The 18,295-nt window shown below is 56.7% G+C and carries 11 protein-coding genes; 1 reads left to right on the top strand and 10 read right to left on the bottom strand.

Going from position 1 to position 18,295, the window contains the following annotated elements:
- The 10 genes from VGE80_RS11455 to plsY all read right to left on the bottom strand — a co-directional run.
- Nucleotides 1-648, bottom strand: a 648-nt coding sequence (locus VGE80_RS11455) for a tetratricopeptide repeat protein (protein WP_440592762.1), incomplete at its 3' end; no start/stop codon positions are given.
- Nucleotides 649-694: 46 nt separating this feature from the next.
- Nucleotides 695-2,635: a BatD family protein gene (locus VGE80_RS11460; RefSeq protein ID WP_440592763.1), complete on the bottom strand. Its 1,941-nt coding sequence runs from the start codon at nt 2,633-2,635 to the stop codon at nt 695-697.
- Nucleotides 2,635-5,511 carry a VWA domain-containing protein gene (locus VGE80_RS11465; protein WP_440592764.1) on the bottom strand — a complete coding sequence of 959 codons (2,877 nt, stop codon included), beginning with the start codon at nt 5,509-5,511 and terminating at the stop codon, nt 2,635-2,637. The genes VGE80_RS11460 and VGE80_RS11465 overlap by 1 nt, the downstream gene beginning before the upstream one ends.
- Before the next feature lie 180 nt (nt 5,512-5,691).
- Entirely contained in the window at nt 5,692-6,768 is a 1,077-nt protein-coding gene (locus VGE80_RS11470) for a vWA domain-containing protein (RefSeq protein WP_440592765.1), read from the bottom strand.
- A 3-nt stretch (nt 6,769-6,771) separates the two neighbouring features.
- Nucleotides 6,772-7,899: a hypothetical protein gene (locus tag VGE80_RS11475; RefSeq protein WP_440592766.1), complete on the bottom strand. Its 1,128-nt coding sequence runs from the start codon at nt 7,897-7,899 to the stop codon at nt 6,772-6,774.
- Nucleotides 7,896-8,780, bottom strand: a complete 885-nt coding sequence (locus VGE80_RS11480) for a DUF58 domain-containing protein (RefSeq protein WP_373652355.1) — start codon at nt 8,778-8,780, stop codon at nt 7,896-7,898. The genes VGE80_RS11475 and VGE80_RS11480 overlap by 4 nt, the downstream gene beginning before the upstream one ends.
- Before the next feature lie 154 nt (nt 8,781-8,934).
- Nucleotides 8,935-9,924 (bottom strand): AAA family ATPase, encoded by a 990-nt coding sequence (locus VGE80_RS11485; protein ID WP_373652356.1) that lies wholly within the window; start codon nt 9,922-9,924, stop codon nt 8,935-8,937.
- Nucleotides 9,925-10,383: 459 nt separating this feature from the next.
- Nucleotides 10,384-12,849, bottom strand: a complete 2,466-nt coding sequence (locus VGE80_RS11490) for a DUF1549 domain-containing protein (protein WP_440592767.1) — start codon at nt 12,847-12,849, stop codon at nt 10,384-10,386.
- A gap of 62 nt (nt 12,850-12,911) precedes the next feature.
- Nucleotides 12,912-15,893: a PVC-type heme-binding CxxCH protein gene (locus tag VGE80_RS11495; protein ID WP_440592768.1), complete on the bottom strand. Its 2,982-nt coding sequence runs from the start codon at nt 15,891-15,893 to the stop codon at nt 12,912-12,914.
- 295 nt (nt 15,894-16,188) lie between these two features.
- Nucleotides 16,189-16,857: a glycerol-3-phosphate 1-O-acyltransferase PlsY gene (gene plsY, locus VGE80_RS11500; protein WP_440592769.1), complete on the bottom strand. Its 669-nt coding sequence runs from the start codon at nt 16,855-16,857 to the stop codon at nt 16,189-16,191.
- Nucleotides 16,858-17,205: 348 nt separating this feature from the next.
- Here plsY and VGE80_RS11505 point away from each other — a divergent pair, with 348 nt between their 5' ends.
- The gene (locus tag VGE80_RS11505) at nt 17,206-17,541 is read left to right on the top strand and encodes a GxxExxY protein (protein ID WP_440592770.1); all 336 of its coding nucleotides are present in this window, start codon (nt 17,206-17,208) and stop codon (nt 17,539-17,541) included.
- Nucleotides 17,542-18,295: the final 754 nt, after the last annotated feature.

The raw sequence follows: 18,295 nt of genomic DNA on the forward strand, positions 1-18,295 counted from the left end.
TTCGTAAGCTTCTCCAGTCCCTTTTCTGGCAATGGTTTCGCGAGTGATGACAGCTCGGTCAGCATCGAGAAATTCAGGATCGGTCAGCCAGGCGTCCAGGCCCATCGCCAGGTTCCCCACGACGAGGCCTGCAATGGGCAAACAAAAACGGGGGCGACGAAACCAGAATGCCACAACCGCTGCAACCGCACTTATCGACATTCCGATCAAAAATGTGAGGCATTTCGACGGAAAAGAAAGCCAGCCTGTCCAGAAGAAAACGTGTGTCCACCACGACTGCGGAACTTCGGTCAGTCGTCCTGGAGCCATCGCCAGTGCCTGTTCCAAGTTTGCTTTGAGGTAAGGATCGGTGGGAAGGTAGGACCTGGCCTTGCGGTAATTCAAAATCGCCCGACCGAATTGCCCAGCCCGGAAGTAGGCATTCCCCAGGTTGTAATAGACGGCACCGTTGCGGTAGCCGTCCGCGACGATCGACTCCAGTTCGCTGGCGGATTCGAGGTAGTCTTCAGTCGATTTTGCTGAATCAAAAAGTTCCAGAGCCCGCACGAACGAACGCTCTGATGCCCCGGAATCCGCAGCAGAAATTTGCTGTCCCGTCATCAGGAGAAATACGCAGAGCAGTCGAGAACCAGTCGCAATCAATTTCATCTTTACCCGCAATTCACAACGCCTGTGATGTCCCCGGACGCGAGCTTCAGGCTCGTTCCAGACCGCTTGCCAACCTGCCGATCAGACGAGACGTCTCGCCCATCGCCTCTTCAATCTGAACCGATTGAGCCCCCCCGTACTCTGCCGACTCGATCGACTCCAGCAGTCGAATCACCGCCGCTCGGTCTTCTTCCGTCACGGACGAACCGGCAAGAATTTCACGAACGTCCGCCGACGTCAGACCGTCCGCCACCCGGTTTTTCAGGTCGGCAATCAGTCCTATTAACGCAGCACGCAGCGTACGAAGAGCCACTTTCGCGTCACCTTTGCCGGTGAGTGACCGGGCTTCACTTAATCTTCGCTGTGCGTTGCTGCGGGCCTGCTGGCGTCGCACGAATCGCTCGTCTGAATTTCGACGCCGGAGCAGTGCAGTCAGTCCGATTGCAACCCCCGCACCACCCCAGACCGCGCCAGACGCGACCACGTACGAGAGCAGGCTGACTCGCTGATTTCGAACGGCCGAAAGGTTCGTAATGTTCTGAAAGATCCCCTCCGCACGCGATTTGATCGCTGCGGGCGAGGACGTCGTGAGGCTCCCTTTGATATCTCCCACGCTCAATCGATCCGCCTCCGTGATTTCCAGCGGGATTGGTTGAGTCGCAATCGTCTCGAACTGCTCACTTTGAGGATTAAAGGTGGAAATCGAAAGGGGCGGGACACCCGACGAGAGGCGTTTTGGACGCAGTGCGTAGGTAAACAGCTTCGAAGTCCCTTCAACTCGCCCGGTCGGACTTTTGTCGATCAAATCAAAATTTTCGGCGAGCTCGGGAATCTCGGCCAGACCCGGAGCGGAAATGAGATCGAGCGACCCTGCCTGGTTCCCTCGATCGAACTTGAGCGTCAAAGTCAGGGGATCCCCGACTCGAAGTTTCATCGGGCTGGCAGACGCCGTGACACGATACTCACCAATGCCTCCACAGTATGTCGGGGGGCGGGGCGAGGGAACCTCACGCACCTCAAGCTTGATTGCTGGAGAACTGGCGACCAGCCGTCGCCCGCGATACTCCCGCCGCTCGACCCCGGCGACGAACGTCCCATTCACGAATGCGGGACCAAGTGCGTATTCCCCGCTCTTTTCGGCAGTCAGGGTCCTGGAAAGTTCATACACAAAGTAGTCGACGTCCTTCCCCTCAAAATTTTTGCGGCTTTCACGCCCCTTCATCAGGTTGAAAACAGCGGCGCGGGAACCGCCAAAAAACGAGTCTGTCCGAGTACTGAGATCATTCAACGTAAAGCCAACTCCGTCATCCGATAGCATGGGCTGCAACCACAACTGCTTGTCGGAGGCTGTCAGTCCTGCCGGAGGATCGACCCAGTTGACCTGCAAATGCGGTGGACGTTGCACGAGCGGCGTCAGGGGATCCAGCGAAGGATTGTTCGGAACAGGCTGCACCAGCATGCGCAGCGTCACCGTGAATGGCTGGGTCGGGTAGACTTGCGAGGGATTCACCTTCATTTCCATCAGGACAAGATCCTGCTCCTCAGCCGCAATCACCTTGAGCGGCACTTCCTCGCTCGAATAGGTCTTCCCCTCAATGCTGACCTTGGCAGGGGGAATCGTCAGTTCCCCTGCGATGCGAGGTGTAAGACGGTAGAGAAAGACATGGCTCAGAATGTTCTGCTGAGACACTTTCCCGTTGATGATCGTGATGGACGACTGATTTCGGGAAGAATCTCCCTTGGCAGCGACGTCAAACAGCTCTTCGAAACCTGACAAATCGGGGCGAGGTGGACTTTCTACATTTTGAACTTCCACCTGATAGTCGATGCTGTCGCCGACGTAAATTTCCTCGGCACTGGTCACAACGCGAACCTCAGGCGCAGCGGCAATCAGTTCGGCAGTTCCGATCAGGCAGACCAGCAACCAGATCCCTGCTGAAAAGAAATACCGTCGATTCCGAAAATCAAATTGTACGCGCGATGACATTACCAATCCTTGTCGACTGGGACGCGACCGAGAAATTGTCCCTTCAGTTTACGATCTCGATCTCGCTTTTCCTGCTGCCGTTCACGCACCTTTCGGAGTGCATCCTCAAGACGATCATTGGACGCCTGAACGGGGTCCGGCCGACGCTCCTTCGATTCGTCTTGGCCCTTGTTCTGACTCTCATCTTTCTTGTTCTGTTCTTCTTCGGGCGATTCCTTCTGATTGTTGTCCTGCTGCTGATCCTGTTTCTCGTCGTTCTGCTGGTCCTGCTGATCCTGATCCTTCTGGTCCTGCTCCTGCTGCTGGTCATCCTTGGGTTGTTCCCGCTCGATTTCCTCCAGAATCCGCAGTGCTTCCTCTGCCTGTCGCGCGGCGGCCCGCCTGTCGTTCTGCCTGAGGGATTGGATGGCTTCTTCCATCTGCTTCACGGCATCCGGAGTACGAGCGATGGCGACTCGAAGTCCTTTCTTCGCGTCTTCCGGATCCACTTTTTGCATCGCGGTCGCCGCTTTATCGTCCTGCTGAGAATCCTCCCTGGGGGCCTCGAGCTCGTCGAGTTCTGCTTCTGCCTTGGGAACAAGAAGTTGAGTCCGCTTGAGCGTTTTCAACTGCCTGGCGACAACTCTTGCGAGTTCCTCTGCTGACATCTCAGTCCCGGCGAGCATCTGCGGCAGCCGATTCGATGGATTCGGGTTTTGATCCTGCGCTTCTCCAGCAGGTGCCGTGTCATTGACGAGAGGCAGCGAGTCCGATTCCGCTGAAGCAGGGGGTTCTTCCGAGTCAGTCTCTTCCGGCAAATCTGCCGCGAGGGCGGCTGTGATTTGTTTCTGCTGAACAATGTCTTCAGCGAGCAGGGGCTTGAAGGGGATGACTCCTTCCCAGATACGATCAAGCTCATCCAGTGCCGCCTGCTGATCGATGACCGCCTTTTCCCGATCTTTTCCAGACAGCTGCCGCGCTGCGGATCCCATTTTTTCCGCTGCGGTGTCGGCCCAGCTCTGTAGCAGCTTGATTCCGTCCTCCAGCTCCTTCGATGGAGCCGATGTGTTGCCAGACTGCGGATCAGGCGGCGAGCGGAGCTCTGAATCGATCTTTTCCCGCAAAGTGGGGATCTCTTCCTTGAGCAGTTCCTGGGCCCGCTTCAATTCGGCAAAGGTATTTGAACGGACAGGTTCCTGCAGTCCCTGAACAGAATTTTTGAGTGTCGTCTGATCTTCGACGATGTAATTCAGGAATGTCAGCAGGTTTGATTCGTCCCGCCGCTTCTGTCGATCAATTTCGTTCCACCGGTCTGAGTAGTACTTGATCCATCGTCGAACCAGTTCCAGATTATTGCGCGCGGAGGGATGATCTGACTGAAGTTCCAGACAATGCCGGTACGCAGCAACGGCCTGCGACAACTGATCGAGGATTTCCTGACGGTCCTTTGGCGCCACCAGTTCGGGCTTCTCACCCGCCAGAGTCCGCGCCTTTTCCGCGGACAGATTTCCCAGGTTGTAGTGTGCCGATGTCGCGATTCGTCGGTCCAGACTGAGACCCGCGCGGAGGTAGGCTTTCCTGGCCACTTCGAAATCCCCTTTTCGATGAGCCGCACAGGCTTCGTCGAACGCGGCAACCGCGGCATCCGCTGACTTGCGCTGATCCAGTTCTTCTTTCGCTTCTGTGAATCGCGTCAGGGCCTCGTCATATTTCTCCGACGAGTAGAGCTGTAAACCTTCTTTCAAACTGGCAGCCGGTTCGATGGCATGGACGACGTTACGCGGACCAGGGGCCCACGGAAGGACCGCCAGAAGGGCGATCAGACTGGATACGGTGGCCCCTCGACGACGTTCCCTGGACGGATTTCCCGGCAGTGAAAGCGCCTTCTGTGGCAAGCCAGCCGGCTTGCGATAAACGCTGATCCCCAAGTCCACGAGGAGCAGCAGCAGGCTCATCGCCAGAAACGTCTGGAACTTCTCGGAATAGCGGATTTTCTTCTGACTGGCCTCTTCCGCTCCCCGTCGTCCCCGCAGGTGGGCTTCGTACAGTTCACCGAGGTCATACGAACGCGTTCCGGCAGGAACGTAGATGCCGGCCGTTTTCAGCGCAATCTGTTCCAGCAGATCGCCATCCAGTTTGCTCCAGACCTGTTGCCCCTGGTACTCGAGATAACCCTGTACATCTCCCTTCAGCGGGACCCGTGCCCCCCGTTCTGCGTCTCCGAGACCGATGGTGAAGATGGATACGCGTCTCTCGTTGGCCGCCGCGGCCGCTTCCAGTGGATAGGACTTCTGATCGTCGCCATCGGTGATCAGAATCATCGTCTGATCACGTTCGGCGTTTGCGCTGAACACCTCCAGTCCCTTCCGAATCGCGTCACCAATTGCCGTTCCTCCGCGCGGTGCACTGTCGGGATCCAGTTCATCCAGCGATCGACGAAACGAATCGTAGTCAACCGTCAGTGGGCACTTCACCACCGCCTGACCCGCGAATGCGATCAGCCCCACCCGTTCGCCCTCAAGACGATTGAGCAGCGATGCAACGTCCGCTTTTGCACGACCGAGTCGCGAAGGGACGACGTCATCAGCCAGCATCGACCGGGAGACATCGATCAGAACATAGATGTCAGAGCCACGCGGCACGACTTGTTCGACTTCGGTCCCAAATCGTGGTCCGGCCAGCGCCACCAGACCGGCGATCATCGCACCTTCGCGAAGAAGCAGTTTGGTGAAGAACCGGAGACGCGATTCCTCGGGAAGGATCCGCTCCCACATCGCCTGAGCTGCAAATGCTTCTCGCGCACGTCTGCGGCGCCGCTGAGACTCCAGTGCAAGCACGAGCCATCCGACGCACAGCGGCAAGATCAAATACAAAGCTTCAGGATGCTGCCAGTTCATCTTTCGTACCGACGAGAAAAAGGGATTGGCACGTTTATCTTTTCAATACGGATTCATCACGCGGCTTGAGAGACCGACCGGCGATTTCCCTGTGCGATTGTGACCATGTGATTCCCATTTTGTGTGAAGTTTGTCTGCGGTCTCCCGCCGCTTGCGGACGGTTGTCGACTGTCACGTCGTCTACGGGAGCGAGCGAAAACGGGTTTCACTCAGTATCCCGATTCCCAGGACGATGGCGAGTCCAGGTCCTGCAAACCAGCGAAACAGCTCGGTGTACTCCGAGTACTTCGTTTCCTGGAATTGTGATTTTTCAAGTCGGTCAATTTGTGAATACACCTTGGTCAGGCCTGACGCATCAGACGCGTGGAAATATTCTCCGTTGGCGGTCGTCGCCATCTCGCGCAGCAGTTCTTCGTCGATGCGAAACTGGGCGGGAACCAGCACTCGCTTACCAAACTCGTCTTCCTGAGGGAGCGGAACAACTCCATTCCGTCCAATACCGACCGTGTAAACTTTCACTCCCGATTCTTTTGCAATCTCCGCAGCTTCTCGCGGATCTACGACACCGGCGTTGTTATCGCCGTCGGTCAGCAGGATCACGACTTTGCTTTTCGCATTGACGTTCCGCAACCTGTCGACACCCAGTGCCAATCCATCCCCGATCGCCGTCGCGAGGTCTTCTTTCAGAATATCCGCGTTGATCAGCCGTCCCCGTCGATCGCGTATCGGCTTGGGAACCTCGAGGCTGTGCACGATGTCTACCAGAGCACCGTGATCCAGCGTGAGCGGACATTTGCTGTCGGCGAACCCACCGAAGGCCACCACCCCCACCAGGTCATCCTTTCGGCCACTGAGCCCGCTTGCTCGAGACCCGAGGATAAATTCCGAGATCACATGCTTGACCGCTTCGAGCCGACTCACCTCTTTGTCACCAAGCTGAAAATCGATTGCCTCCATTGAGCCCGAAATATCCAGTACCAGCTCAATCGCAATCCCTTCGCCCGTGATTCTCGACTCCGACTTACCCGCTTGAGGTCGAGCCAACCCCAGGATGATCAGCACCAGCGCCAGTCCGTAAAGCAGCGGCAGCGTTCGGCGGACCCGCTGCGCGAACGTGACGGGCAGACCCTTCAGACCCTCAATACTTGAGAAAATCGCAGCCGGTCGAGATCGCAGCCTCAAGCGACACCAACCCATCAACAGAACGAGAACGATGGCAAGAAACCACCCCCAGGAATGAAAGCGAAACGAGTCCATTGTTCAGATTCCCTCCGTGGAAATCGGCATCGATTCCTGGCGTCGGTTGAGGTCGACAAATTCGTGAGCACGGCTGATCGACAACTCGATCTGGTCAGCGGAGGGCTGCTGGCCAGCATACTTCACCATGTCTGCCACCTCGAGAAAGTCCTTCAGACGGACCGCGCGTTCGGCAGAGAAGATGTCCCGCGTCCGCATTGTCCGAAGAAATTCTTCGGTTGTCAGTTCGGGCGCTCGGACCCCTGTCGTCCCTTCGATAAACCGGCGGACGATCCCCGTCAGACGAAGATAGAACTCCTTGACGAGTCCCTGTTCCGGCAGCTTTTCTGCCAGCAGCCGTTTCAGTTCGGCATGAGCAATCTCCTCTGGCGACGGTGGTGGCGAAACTGCGATTCGCTTTCGTTTTCGAAGGTATCGCCACCACACGACTGCCACTGCTGCAATTGCCGCCAGACTCAGCATCCACCATTTCGGAAGTGCCGAGGAATCGAGCGCACGAGGGGGCAGCATCGGATCCAGGTCAGACAAGCTGGGAATCTGATCAGCCAGTTCGGAGGTGACCTCGACCTCAAGAGGTTCCGACTCGATCAAGGCGAGCTGGTCCCGGATCTCGGACGTTGGTCGCCGATCAACAAATTCCAGAACGAGTGAGCGAATCAGATGACGACCGGTCTGCGTCGGTTCCAGTTTATACAGGAACTGGCGACTGTCGAGTCCCTTATCCTGAAGCGAACTTCGTGGTGGTTTGGTTTCCGAGTAGTCTCGGACCAGGAAATCGCCGACCCCTTCACCAAAATCGGGTGAACGGACTTCGACACCTTCCGGGAAGGTCACAGTGACTTCCATCTGCATCAGGTCGGAAAGCCGGGGTTCTGGCGGGCTGACTCGGACGACCAGTTCGACGGGCCCCTTCTCTGTGACCCGTTCGAGAAAATCCCCCTTCTCGGCCACAGACCCGTCACGGTCCGTCGGAGTCGTTCCGCATGCACTGCAAAACAGCAGCAGCAACGGCACGGCCAGCAAACATCGCCGCAAGCCGAACGCCCGCAGCGACACCCTTTTACGTGGCAGGGATAACGCGACCCGTCGACGCGTCACGCCCCAATTCGACACACATGGCGCTCGTTTCATCGTTGTCGCTCCCGACTACGAAAGAACTTTTGCAGACTGAGCGCATAGGGCTGATCTGTCTGGATCGCAAGCCGGTCCACATTGGCTCGCCGCAGCCAGCCCGTCAGCGTCGCTTCTCGCTCTGCTGCCGCTTTGGCGAACAGGGCACGAACGCGGGGATGCCGGGTGTCGAGTTCCAGAATTTCATCCGTTTCTGCATCCCGCAGAGTCAAAAAGCCGACATCGGGAATTTCGGACTCGCGCGGATCCGTTAACGTCACGGCGACGCAGTCATGCCGGCGGTTGGCGATGGCCAGTGCGTGCGAACAATCGTCTCCCAGAAAATCACTCATCAGAAAAACCACACATTTCCGCCGCTGAACGCGTCCCAGATACTCCAGCGCCTTCGTCACGTCGGTCCGGGCTTTGACCGGTTCACACGCCAGAAGTTCTCGGATCAGCCGCAGGACGTTGGCTCGACCTTTTCGTGGTGGGATGTACTTAATGACATCATCTGCAAAGAACAGGACGCCGACTTTGTCATTGTTCTTCAGTGCAGTGAACATCAGCACGGCGGCAACTTCGACGGCGGTCTCCATCTTGCTTCGCTGCTGCGAGCCAAACGCCCCCGAAGCAGACACGTCTATCAGCAGCAGAACAGTCAGTTCCCGCTCTTCGCAGAATGTCTTCACGAACGGAGATCCCGCTCTGGCGGTGACGTTCCAGTCGATAGATCGAATCTCGTCGCCCGGGACATACTCCCGCACGGCATTAAATTCCATCCCGCGTCCCTGAAACGCACTCAGGTACTCACCCGCCAGCAGATCATTCACCTGGCGTTTGGCAACGATCTGCAGTCGACGAACGTCTTTGAGGATGTCTTCCAGATTTCGAACGGCCATCAATGTTCCTGCCGAATATCAACGATGACTGTAACCCTGATCGAGGGTGGTCACGGTGAGCGCGTGCCTCGCTACTGCATCCCGTCCGCAGCCTGGCCCCGATACCACTGGCGCGGTCGTGGCCGGGATACGAAGTCAGGAGTATCGTCGAGAATCAGGGGACCGGCACGGACTCCAGCACCTTTCGGACAACATCATCCGAGGTCATTTGTTCTGCTTCTGCCTCATACGTCAAGACAATCCTGTGCCTCAGAACATCAAGTGCGATATCCTTGACGTCTTGTGGAGTCACGTACCCACGCCCCGCCAGGAAAGCGTTGGCTCGGGCCGCCAGACAGAGGTTGATCGACGCGCGTGGAGAAGCGCCATATTCGATGAGCGGCTTCAATTGCTTCAGCTTGAACTCTTCAGGATTCCGCGTGGCGATGACGAGATCAAGGACATAGTCCTTGATCTTATCATCCATGTAGATCGTCGAGACGGTCTGTTTCATTTCGATCAGGTGCTGCGGTTCCAGGACCGGTTTCACTTCGCGCCGAATGTCATCCAGTACGGTATCCACAACTTTCCGCTCATCACTTTTCGTGGGATAGCCCACCATAATCTTCAGCATGAAGCGGTCGACCTGGGCCTCGGGCAGGGGATACGTCCCTTCCTGTTCAATCGGGTTTTGAGTGGCCAGAACCAGGAACGGTTCTTCCAGAGGGTAGGTTTCGTCACCGATCGTGACCTGGCGTTCCTGCATGGCTTCCAGGAGTGCGGATTGCACCTTGGACGGAGCCCGGTTGATTTCATCCGCCAGAATCAGATTGGCGAAGATCGGACCCTTACGGGTTCCGAAAGAACCCTCACGCGGGTTGTAGATCATCGTTCCGATCAAGTCGGCGGGAAGCAAATCCGGAGTGAACTGAATCCGGTTGAACTTGCAGTGCAGGGCGTTTGCCAATCCTTTGATTGCGGTTGTCTTCGCCAATCCCGGCAATCCCTCGAGCAGCACATGCCCCCCCGTCAGGATTGCGATCAGCAGGCGAGACAACATCGTGTCCTGGCCGACCAGAACTTTTCGCACCTCAGTCCTGACCTGTTCGAGTTGATCAGAATGCTTGAGAACCTGTTCCTTGATTCGCTGAATATCAACACTCATGCTCGCAAAACGCTCCTCAAGTGACGAAGTTTTCTGAATCCGGTCGTCGGTGCAGCACACTCGCGCCGCCCGCTCGGTCGCTGCGGAAAGGTGTGCCTCAACGAACGAACAAGGTTACGACACAATCGTCCGATTCACTAAACGCTCAAGAATCCCCGTGCAAGCGATGGATCGCATTTTATGGGACAACCCGGAATTGTGACGAGGGGACCGCCAGCGTCAACTCTTCCTCAATGGGACAGAATGGGGCAACACCGCTTTGCCGAGCTTGCGGGGTCACAGACACTGCCGTCAACGCCGGCGCACCCGACTTTCCCTTCGAGGTGATGTTTAACGTCACCAAGGGGGCGACCGGAAACGCTCTGCAACAACTTCGTCGGGGACGTCTGCCTGCCAACCCTGCCTGAATCTGATCGAGAGTCCCATTTTCGAACGTTGACTCAGTGTTGAAACAAAAATTCAGTGTTGAAACAAAAATTCTTTTGACGTCAGCACACTCCAGAACAGGTCTTCCACCACCGCACGCCTCTCCTGGGCCCCCGCATCCGCGAATGCCTGCACCAACTCCTGTCGTTCCAGGTTGGTGGGGTACCGCGAAAGGGCAGCCAGATATACGGTCTCGACGATCTTGTCGTTGGAAAGACTCGATTCAAGGATTTGAGCGACACGCCCCTCGGTGGATTCGAGCTTCTCCTGAATCGTTTTCCCATTCAGCAGATGCAGCACCTGAGTCATACTCGGCTCGTCGGATCTCTCACACGTACACGTCAGCACACGTTCCGGCCGTCCGAAGGCATCCAGAAAGTACGACGCAACGCTCGCATCCGGCAACTGCATGGCCCGGGTCCCTTTGGGCAGATCTTTGAATGAAGTCGGAACTCCCGTCACCTGTGAGATGGCGTCGAGCAGCACCTCTGCCTTCAGGCGCCGCGGTTGACTGTGAGCCTGAAATCGGACATCCGCAGCATTCTCTTGCAGGACCGCATGCGACCGCTGATACGCCTCGGATTCCAGAATTCTGCGAATGATCATCTTCAAATCGTAGTGGTTCCTGACCAGGTCATTCGCCAGATGGTCAAGTAACCTGGCATTGCTGGCAGGATTTGTCAGCCGCAGATCGTCGACCGCGTCGACCAGTCCGCGTCCGAAAAAGTTAGCCCAGATCCGGTTAACGATGGCTTTCGCAAAATAGGGATTGTCCGCTGCGGTCAGCCAGTCAGCCAGGTACTCTCGCCTGTCCCCCGGTTCGTCAAAAGAAATGGGTGACCCGTCGAGCGGTTTGGGGGGTTGCGGTCGGGACGTGCGGGGTTGAAGCACTTCCCCCTGGTCAGCCAGAAAAATCGTCCGGTTTCCGTCGCCACTGCGGAAGTCGCCTCCCCACCCTTTACCCCGTACCCGCGCGAAGAGACTCACCATTCCATAGTAGTCGTCGTTCGTCCATTTCTCATTGGGGTGATCGTGGCAGTGAGCACATTGAATGGACATCCCGAGAAACGCCATGGAGGTCGTTTCGACCATATCCTGCGGATCCTGGTGCAGGGCGTAGAAATTGGCCGCCCCATTCTCAAAGGTGCTTCCTTGCGAAAGAATGATCGCGCGTGCGAACTGGTCCCAAGGGGTATTCTGCTCGACACGCTCGCGGATCCATTTGTAGTACGCCTTCAGCGCCTCCGGCCGCAGACGATTGCCCGTGAGCAGCAACAGGTCAGACCACTGGTAGGCCCAGTAGTCAACGTACTCCGGGCGTGACAGCAATTCTTCGATCACGCGACTTCGCTTGCCCGGTTCCGGATCCGAGAGAAACGCCCTCACTTCATCGACGGTCGGCAAAACACCAATCGTATCAAGGTAAGCACGACGGAGAAATTCGGAATCGTCAGACCGCGGAGAAGGGGGCATGTTCAGAGCGTGCAGTTTGTCGATGACGTCGTCGTCAATGAAGTTCGCACGTTCTGAATTGTTGAAGAGATCTGGCGACACGGGCTGAACATACGGAACCGTGACGGTCGCCGTCGCATTCTGTGCCAGATACCAGGCAACGATCGCTCCTTCGCCGCTGCCGTTCACCTTCACGCGTCCCAGATCATCGACCGAACAGACCGTCAGATCCGAAGCGGTATATTTGGCCCACCGCGTGACATCTTCCGAGTGGCCGTCCTGAAAATGAGCGACGACGATCATCGCCAGTTCTGTCCCGGCTTTCAGACGTGAAGCGGGCGGCAGAACTTCAAGCCGGGTGATTCGCGAATCGGCCTCGGAAGGGCCGGGAAGTCCCTGAGCAATCCATTCCGAAACGACTCGGTATTCGTAGGAATCTTCCGTGAATCGCAGTCCCCCTTTGTGAGGAATCGCCCCTGTCGGCTTGGTCAGAATCAGGCTGCGTCCGGGGTCACCGGGTGAAACACGCCGTCCCCGGGCTTGGTGCGTGATCGAAAAGAAATCGTGCTCGGGATCGTATCCTCTCAGCGACAACTTGAAGCCGTTTTTGCCCGCAGCAGCACCGTGGCAGGCTCCGCTGTTGCACCCGGTTTTCGAAAGCACGGACTGGACATGGTTTCGAAAGCTCCACTGATGAGCGTCTTCGAACTTGTCTACGGTCACGGTCGCTTCCGCCGTCGCCCCGTCCACCTCGACGACGATTCGGGTCGATCCATTTCCAGTGGGGATGACGGTTCCCTGGTCGATTCGAGCGACCGCTTCATTGTCACTTCGCCAGACGAGACCTGAGCGGAGGGACGCGATCACACTCGATCCACGGTCGCGTCGAACGGCGAGTAAGCCATGACGTGCTTCCGGCCCTGTCAGTCTGATCTGACCGGGAAGCACGACCAATAATCCCTCTTCGACTTCCGCGGCAGATGCCAGGGCGTCCCATGAAAGCAGGCAGACAGCAACAACGCCAAAGGCCAAGGTGCAGCACTTCATGGGACATCCCGGTTCTGTCGTGAATCAAGACCAGATCATGTCGTTACAGAGTACCCATCTGATCACTGCAGCGGAATCTCCCCATCGAGATACCGCCAGTTCTTGAGGAACGAGATCAGATCGGCCATCTGTTCAACGCTGATCGTTTTCTCGAACCCGACCGGCATCAGCGACTGTCCGGTCGTTCGCAGCTCGTCGACGTCGGACCGAAGGATGGTTTCCTCTTTGCCTTCCGGCAGACGCATCGTGATGGAGCCAGCGGTCTCGGCCTTGATCAGCCCGGTGAAGACTTTACCCTGATTCGTAACCAGGGTGTAACTGAAGTAGTTGGCATCGACAGCCCGGTTCGGGTCGAGGATGTTCAGCAGCAGGTATTCGGGCAGCTTGTCACGCGTATCACCGATATCGGGACCCACGTTGATCCCCATGTTATCGACACGGTGACACGTCACACAGTTCTTCTCGAAGACGGCCCGGCCCTTGAAGGCATCACCCTTCATTGCAAGCACGGGCTGGTAGGTCGCAATGACCGCCGCTCGGTCGGGAGCGATGGCAGAACTGAAAATTTTGGCAGCCCGTGAACTCAAATCCTTGTTTCGATGCCGAGTCAGACGATCCTGTCGAGTCGGATCAAGTTCACTCAGCTTCAGCTCTTCTCGTTCGAGCAGCCCGAGCAACTGCTCGGTCCGTCCCTCCTGAGCCAGCATCAGGTCCAGAATTGCGCGACGGATCGACGGTGTTTGCGAGTCAAACGCCGCCATCATTTCGTCACTGATCGAACGATCTGGCATCGTGGCCAGCACGTCAATGGCGGCCAGTCGAACGGGAACTTCCGTTCCGGACAGTGCCAGTTCCATCAGGGCAGAAACCAGTTCCGCTCCCTCGCCGTACGCCATGGTGCGGATCGCCATCAATCGCCGAGCCGCAGGTCCGTTTGGATCCTGCGCAATCCGCTGAATCGCCGCCATAAAGTCTCGGAACCTGGCTTTCTCGCCCTCTGTCAGATCGGCCCGTAAGGCAGGGAATCCGACTCCACGACGCAGCAAGCCCCGCCCAAGTCCTTGAACACCCGCAGCCGCCAGTTCGAGTCCTCCTTCGGCGGCCTTTTCCCGGGTGAAGTCCATCAGCTTACCGAGGATGGCTCGCGACTGAACCGGCTCAATCTGTGCACCGGCAACTTCGCAAAGCTGTTCCGTCAATTCGGCTCCCCCCTTCGGAGGCTGCGGCAGCGTCATCCAGTGGTCAAGCAGTTCCAGGAGCAAGGCCTGCGGCGGTTCGGAAAACGTCGTCCCGATGGCCGCTCGTAGCCACGGATCTTCAGCCCCGCGGTCAAGCAGTCTGACCAGTGCCTTGCGGCGGTTCGGCTGCTGATCAACTCCGCCACTCAGGTCCAGAGCCAGTCGGAAGCGAACGCGGTCATCGGTTTCCTCCGTCGTGAGCTGGATGATTTCCTCCGGCAACAGTTCTTCGAGCCGGTCTCCAATCGCAGAGACGACCTGCTCGCGAACACGAGCATCACGGTTATCGATATCCGACCAGGCAATGACCGGAGGTGTCAGTCGCGGGTCCAGAATCTTCATCAGCCACAGAACGGGCAATCGGCTGCGGGTCAGGCGATTCTGCTTCCAGTTCTGCTTGAGTGCCTCGAGCACGGCGTCGCGATCGTGCTCCAGCAGCAATCGTGTGGCGGTTTCCCGATGCCATGAGTTGGCATGGTCCAGCAGTTTGACCAACTGAGGAACAGGCAGCTTATCCAGTGGGTGCTCAGGGCGATCCTGCGGCATGACGGATTCCTCTGACTTCACGCGCCAGATTCGTCCCCGGTCATTGCCGTCATGAAGATCTTTACGAGTCCGCAATTCATTCGGCATCCAGTCCGGGTGTTCGATCACGGCACGGTACATATCGACGATGTACAGAGCCCCATCCGGGCCGTTGGCCAGGTTGACGGGACGGAACCAAGTGTCGGGACTCGCCAGAAACTCGCTCTGCCCGTCCGAAGGGTGACTGATGAACGAGGCGCCGCTGGGGACGAGTGTTTCGCGGTGGACGAGGTTGGCGGTCGGATCACACGTAAATGAATTCCCCTTGTACTCGGGAGGCAATCCGTCACCACGATAAATCGTCACACCGCAAGCCGCCGTGAACTGGTTGGCATGCAGAGTCGACGTCGTCCAGGCCTGACTGATGGGATAGAGCTTCGAATGCTCACCAAACGCAGCCACGTCCTGAACCGTGGACCTGACAGCGAAGAACGGATTTCGCTTCGTGTAGTGGTCTTCAAGGACAATATGCTGGACGGGATTGCGGTTTGAACAGACAAACCGGTTTCCGTAGTCGTCAAAGCAGAGTCCGAATTGACCGTGACCGGAAACAGCACCATAGTCGCCCGTCAGCGGGTTGAATCGAAAGTCGAATCCCGCCAGAGGCAACGGAGCTCCCTTATCGCGCCACTCCGGCTTCGTCGGGACGATTGTGCCACCTCGCAGACCGTTGGCCACATAGATGTAGCCGTCTGGTCCCAGCGTCGGATGGTTCGCCCGTAACTGGGAATTTTCCTGGCTGAAGCCCTGAAACCAGGTTTCTTTGAATTCCGCTTTCCCGTCTCCATCGCGGTCCGCGAAGTAGGCAATTTCCCCCGCCAGAGTGACGATGATTCCGTCCTTCCAGGGAAGCAGTCCTGTCGCAAACAAAAGCTCGTCGGCGAACACTGTCGCCGTTTCGTAGCGGCCATCATGATTGTGATCGAATAGCCGTTTGATGCGAGATTTGGGCTTTTCGTCGGTGCCGGGTTTCGGCCCATACGGATAGTCCCGCATTTCGACGACCCACATTGATCCGTCGGCACCAAAGGCGATCGCGACCGGATCAATCACTTCCGGTTCGCCCGCAACGAGTTCCACCTTGAGATCGGGTGAGGCGAGTACGAACGAGGCCAGGGAGTCGTCGGTGGAGAGCGGGCTCTTCACTTGCTGAGGGTCCGCCGCAGCCAGCGGAAGTGCCCCGCAAATCAACAGTAGCAAGAATCCGAATCTGTAGCTCATAACTTTCCCTCGCGTTGAACTTCGATCGACGAAGACCCGGCTCCCCTCAACGTGAGTTGATTCATGAGACAGAGTCGTTCGGTCGAAGCCCCTCACGCTGTTCCTCCGAGTAAAAATCTATGCACTGACATCGCGCACCATGATAAGTCGAATCACCGCTCAATCCCACCTCGGCGCAGGTATCGGCCTTCGTCTTCCCGATGGTTTGATTCTGAAAACCGTCTCGCCGCGCACTGTCAGGTCAACGCGATCAGTCAGTTCAATCAATCCCAAGAGTGACGATTGTCTTCAACAATCACAATTGCGACGGTGGAGCGGCCGTCTCGGCACTGCTTTTCAAAGTGAACCTTGGCTCTTCGCCCGCGAGCAGACGGCGAATGTTGCTGCGGTGCTGAATGATAATCAGGAGCGGTACCATCAGGGCAAACACGCCCTGACTCCACGTCGCTTCAGAAAACGGGTTCGGACGAAGGCGGATGAATTCAAACAGGCTGAATCCGACCGCCGCCAGAATCGAACTGAGTGAGACGATTCGCCAGCAGATCATCGAGCCGAAAAACAAAGCCGCGGCCACCAGCAGGCCCCACGGGCTGAGAATCAGCAGCACCCCCAGCGAAGTTGCCACCCCCTTTCCTCCGCGAAATCCGAGCCAGCAGGGGAACATGTGCCCGACGATCGTACACACGCCTGACAACACCACCGCGTGAGCGAACCAGGGATTGCCCTCAGAAATCAGCAGCCGGGGAAACAGTGCAACCGGCAGCAGCCCCTTCAGTGCATCCAGACCCAGACAGATCAGCCCCCATTTTTTCCCCAGCACGCGTCCCGCATTGGTCGCCCCGATATTGCCGCTGCCCAGTTTGCGAAGATCAACACCCTTCACGATTTTTCCAATGAGAAACCCGAAAGGAATCGACCCGGCCAGATAACTGACAAATGCCAGAACCGCAAAATTTACCCACATTCCGAAAACGCCCTTCTCGTACCGCCAACCCGGATCAACTGTGCACTATTACTCGACATCCGCCAGCCCGAGGCGAGAGTCTGATTCCCGCCAGTGATTTTCGCAACTTGGATTCGCAAACGGTCACCGCCAGAGAACCATTTCAGTCAAAATCACTCACAGTGACATCGTTTGAGGCGCTCAAGGCTGGTATCGTTTGAAGCGCCCACCGGCAACAGGAACAACCCGCCCGCGGCACAACGTCCTCGTTCTCAATCTGCGCGAATCCGCGCAATCTGCGGACGATCTCAGGCAAGGTTTGATTTCTTGTGACACTGGATCATCCGCAGATTGCGCAGAGGGACGCAGATGATGAATTCTCGGGATGAACAGACATACTCGATCATTGGCGCTGCGATGACCGTGCATCGGGAGCTTGGTTGCGGATTTCTGGAGCCCATCTACCAGGAGGCGATGGAGCGTGAGCTTCAATTTCAACAGATTCCGTATGAACGCGAGAAGACTTTGCCGTTTCTCTACCGTGGAAGGCCACTCGACACATTCTACAAAGTCGACTTCGTTTGCTTTGGCTCCGTGATTGTAGAAATCAAGGCATTGCAGCAACTCTCGTCACGAGAAGAAGCGCAGGTCATCAACTACCTGAAAGCATCCGGTTTACAGAAAGCCCTCCTGATCAACTTCTGAACTACCAGCCTCCAGCAAAAACGCCTCGTCCTCAATCTGCGTGAATCCGCGCAATCTGCGGATGATCTGGGGCGAGGATGAAGACATCCGGGGGCGACATGTGGAGAATTAAGCTGATTTCGTCTCTCGTAACACAGGGGAACATCCGCAGATTGCGCAGAGAGACGCAGATGCTGAATTACAGCTTCACTGTCGGCAGCACGTCACTTTGCGACATTGACATTTGTCGCATCTTCGTGATATGCTCATGAAATTATGAAAAAACCGTTTTGATTGAAAATAGATTGGCCGAACAAAATTTGCTGGAACGCTGGTTCCCGCAGTGATCGAATTTTTGGACAGGAAGGTATTCGCCGAGAGAGAGCGGGGTCGGTCTGCCACTTGTTCCCAAGTTCGCCCTGGGTTTGACAGATCGTAGCCGTCGCGTCATTTCGTATCGGTGGCTCGATTACGGTTTTCGCCATCCGAAAAATACAAGAAATACAAGATTGGAAGTTGCTCATGTCGCGCAAATTGAGCAACTTCAAAACCGCCTCCGACACTGTAAAACAGGGATGTTGCTCAACTCGCTCAACTTGCTCAATGTATTTTTTTCCGATGAAAACCTGTAGCGGACTTGTCTTCCTTCAACGCTGACTTTGTTCGCCTTCTGAAATTGCTTCGTGGAAGAGGCGACGCCGTGTCGTCTCACCGCAGTCGGACCGTCGCCACATTGCACCAAGAGTGTAGAAGAGTGGTCGTCGTGATGGGGGGG

Source organism: Schlesneria sp. (assembly GCF_036405755.1).
Taxonomy (GTDB): Bacteria; Planctomycetota; Planctomycetia; order Planctomycetales; family Planctomycetaceae; genus Schlesneria; species Schlesneria sphaerica.

What these genes read in the sequence shown, in the direction of transcription:
- VGE80_RS11460 (WP_440592763.1), bottom strand. Translation starts at nt 2,635, where the DNA reads ATGTCATCGCGCGTACAATTTGATTTTCGGAATCGACGGTATTTCTTT.
- VGE80_RS11465 (WP_440592764.1), bottom strand. Translation starts at nt 5,511, where the DNA reads ATGAACTGGCAGCATCCTGAAGCTTTGTATTTGATCTTGCCGCTGTGC.
- VGE80_RS11470 (WP_440592765.1), bottom strand. Translation starts at nt 6,768, where the DNA reads ATGGACTCGTTTCGCTTTCATTCCTGGGGGTGGTTTCTTGCCATCGTT.
- VGE80_RS11475 (WP_440592766.1), bottom strand. Translation starts at nt 7,899, where the DNA reads ATGAAACGAGCGCCATGTGTGTCGAATTGGGGCGTGACGCGTCGACGG.
- VGE80_RS11480 (WP_373652355.1), bottom strand. Translation starts at nt 8,780, where the DNA reads ATGGCCGTTCGAAATCTGGAAGACATCCTCAAAGACGTTCGTCGACTG.
- VGE80_RS11485 (WP_373652356.1), bottom strand. Translation starts at nt 9,924, where the DNA reads ATGAGTGTTGATATTCAGCGAATCAAGGAACAGGTTCTCAAGCATTCT.
- VGE80_RS11490 (WP_440592767.1), bottom strand. Translation starts at nt 12,849, where the DNA reads ATGAAGTGCTGCACCTTGGCCTTTGGCGTTGTTGCTGTCTGCCTGCTT.
- VGE80_RS11495 (WP_440592768.1), bottom strand. Translation starts at nt 15,893, where the DNA reads ATGAGCTACAGATTCGGATTCTTGCTACTGTTGATTTGCGGGGCACTT.
- plsY (WP_440592769.1), bottom strand. Translation starts at nt 16,857, where the DNA reads ATGTGGGTAAATTTTGCGGTTCTGGCATTTGTCAGTTATCTGGCCGGG.
- VGE80_RS11505 (WP_440592770.1), top strand. Translation starts at nt 17,206, where the DNA reads ATGATGAATTCTCGGGATGAACAGACATACTCGATCATTGGCGCTGCG.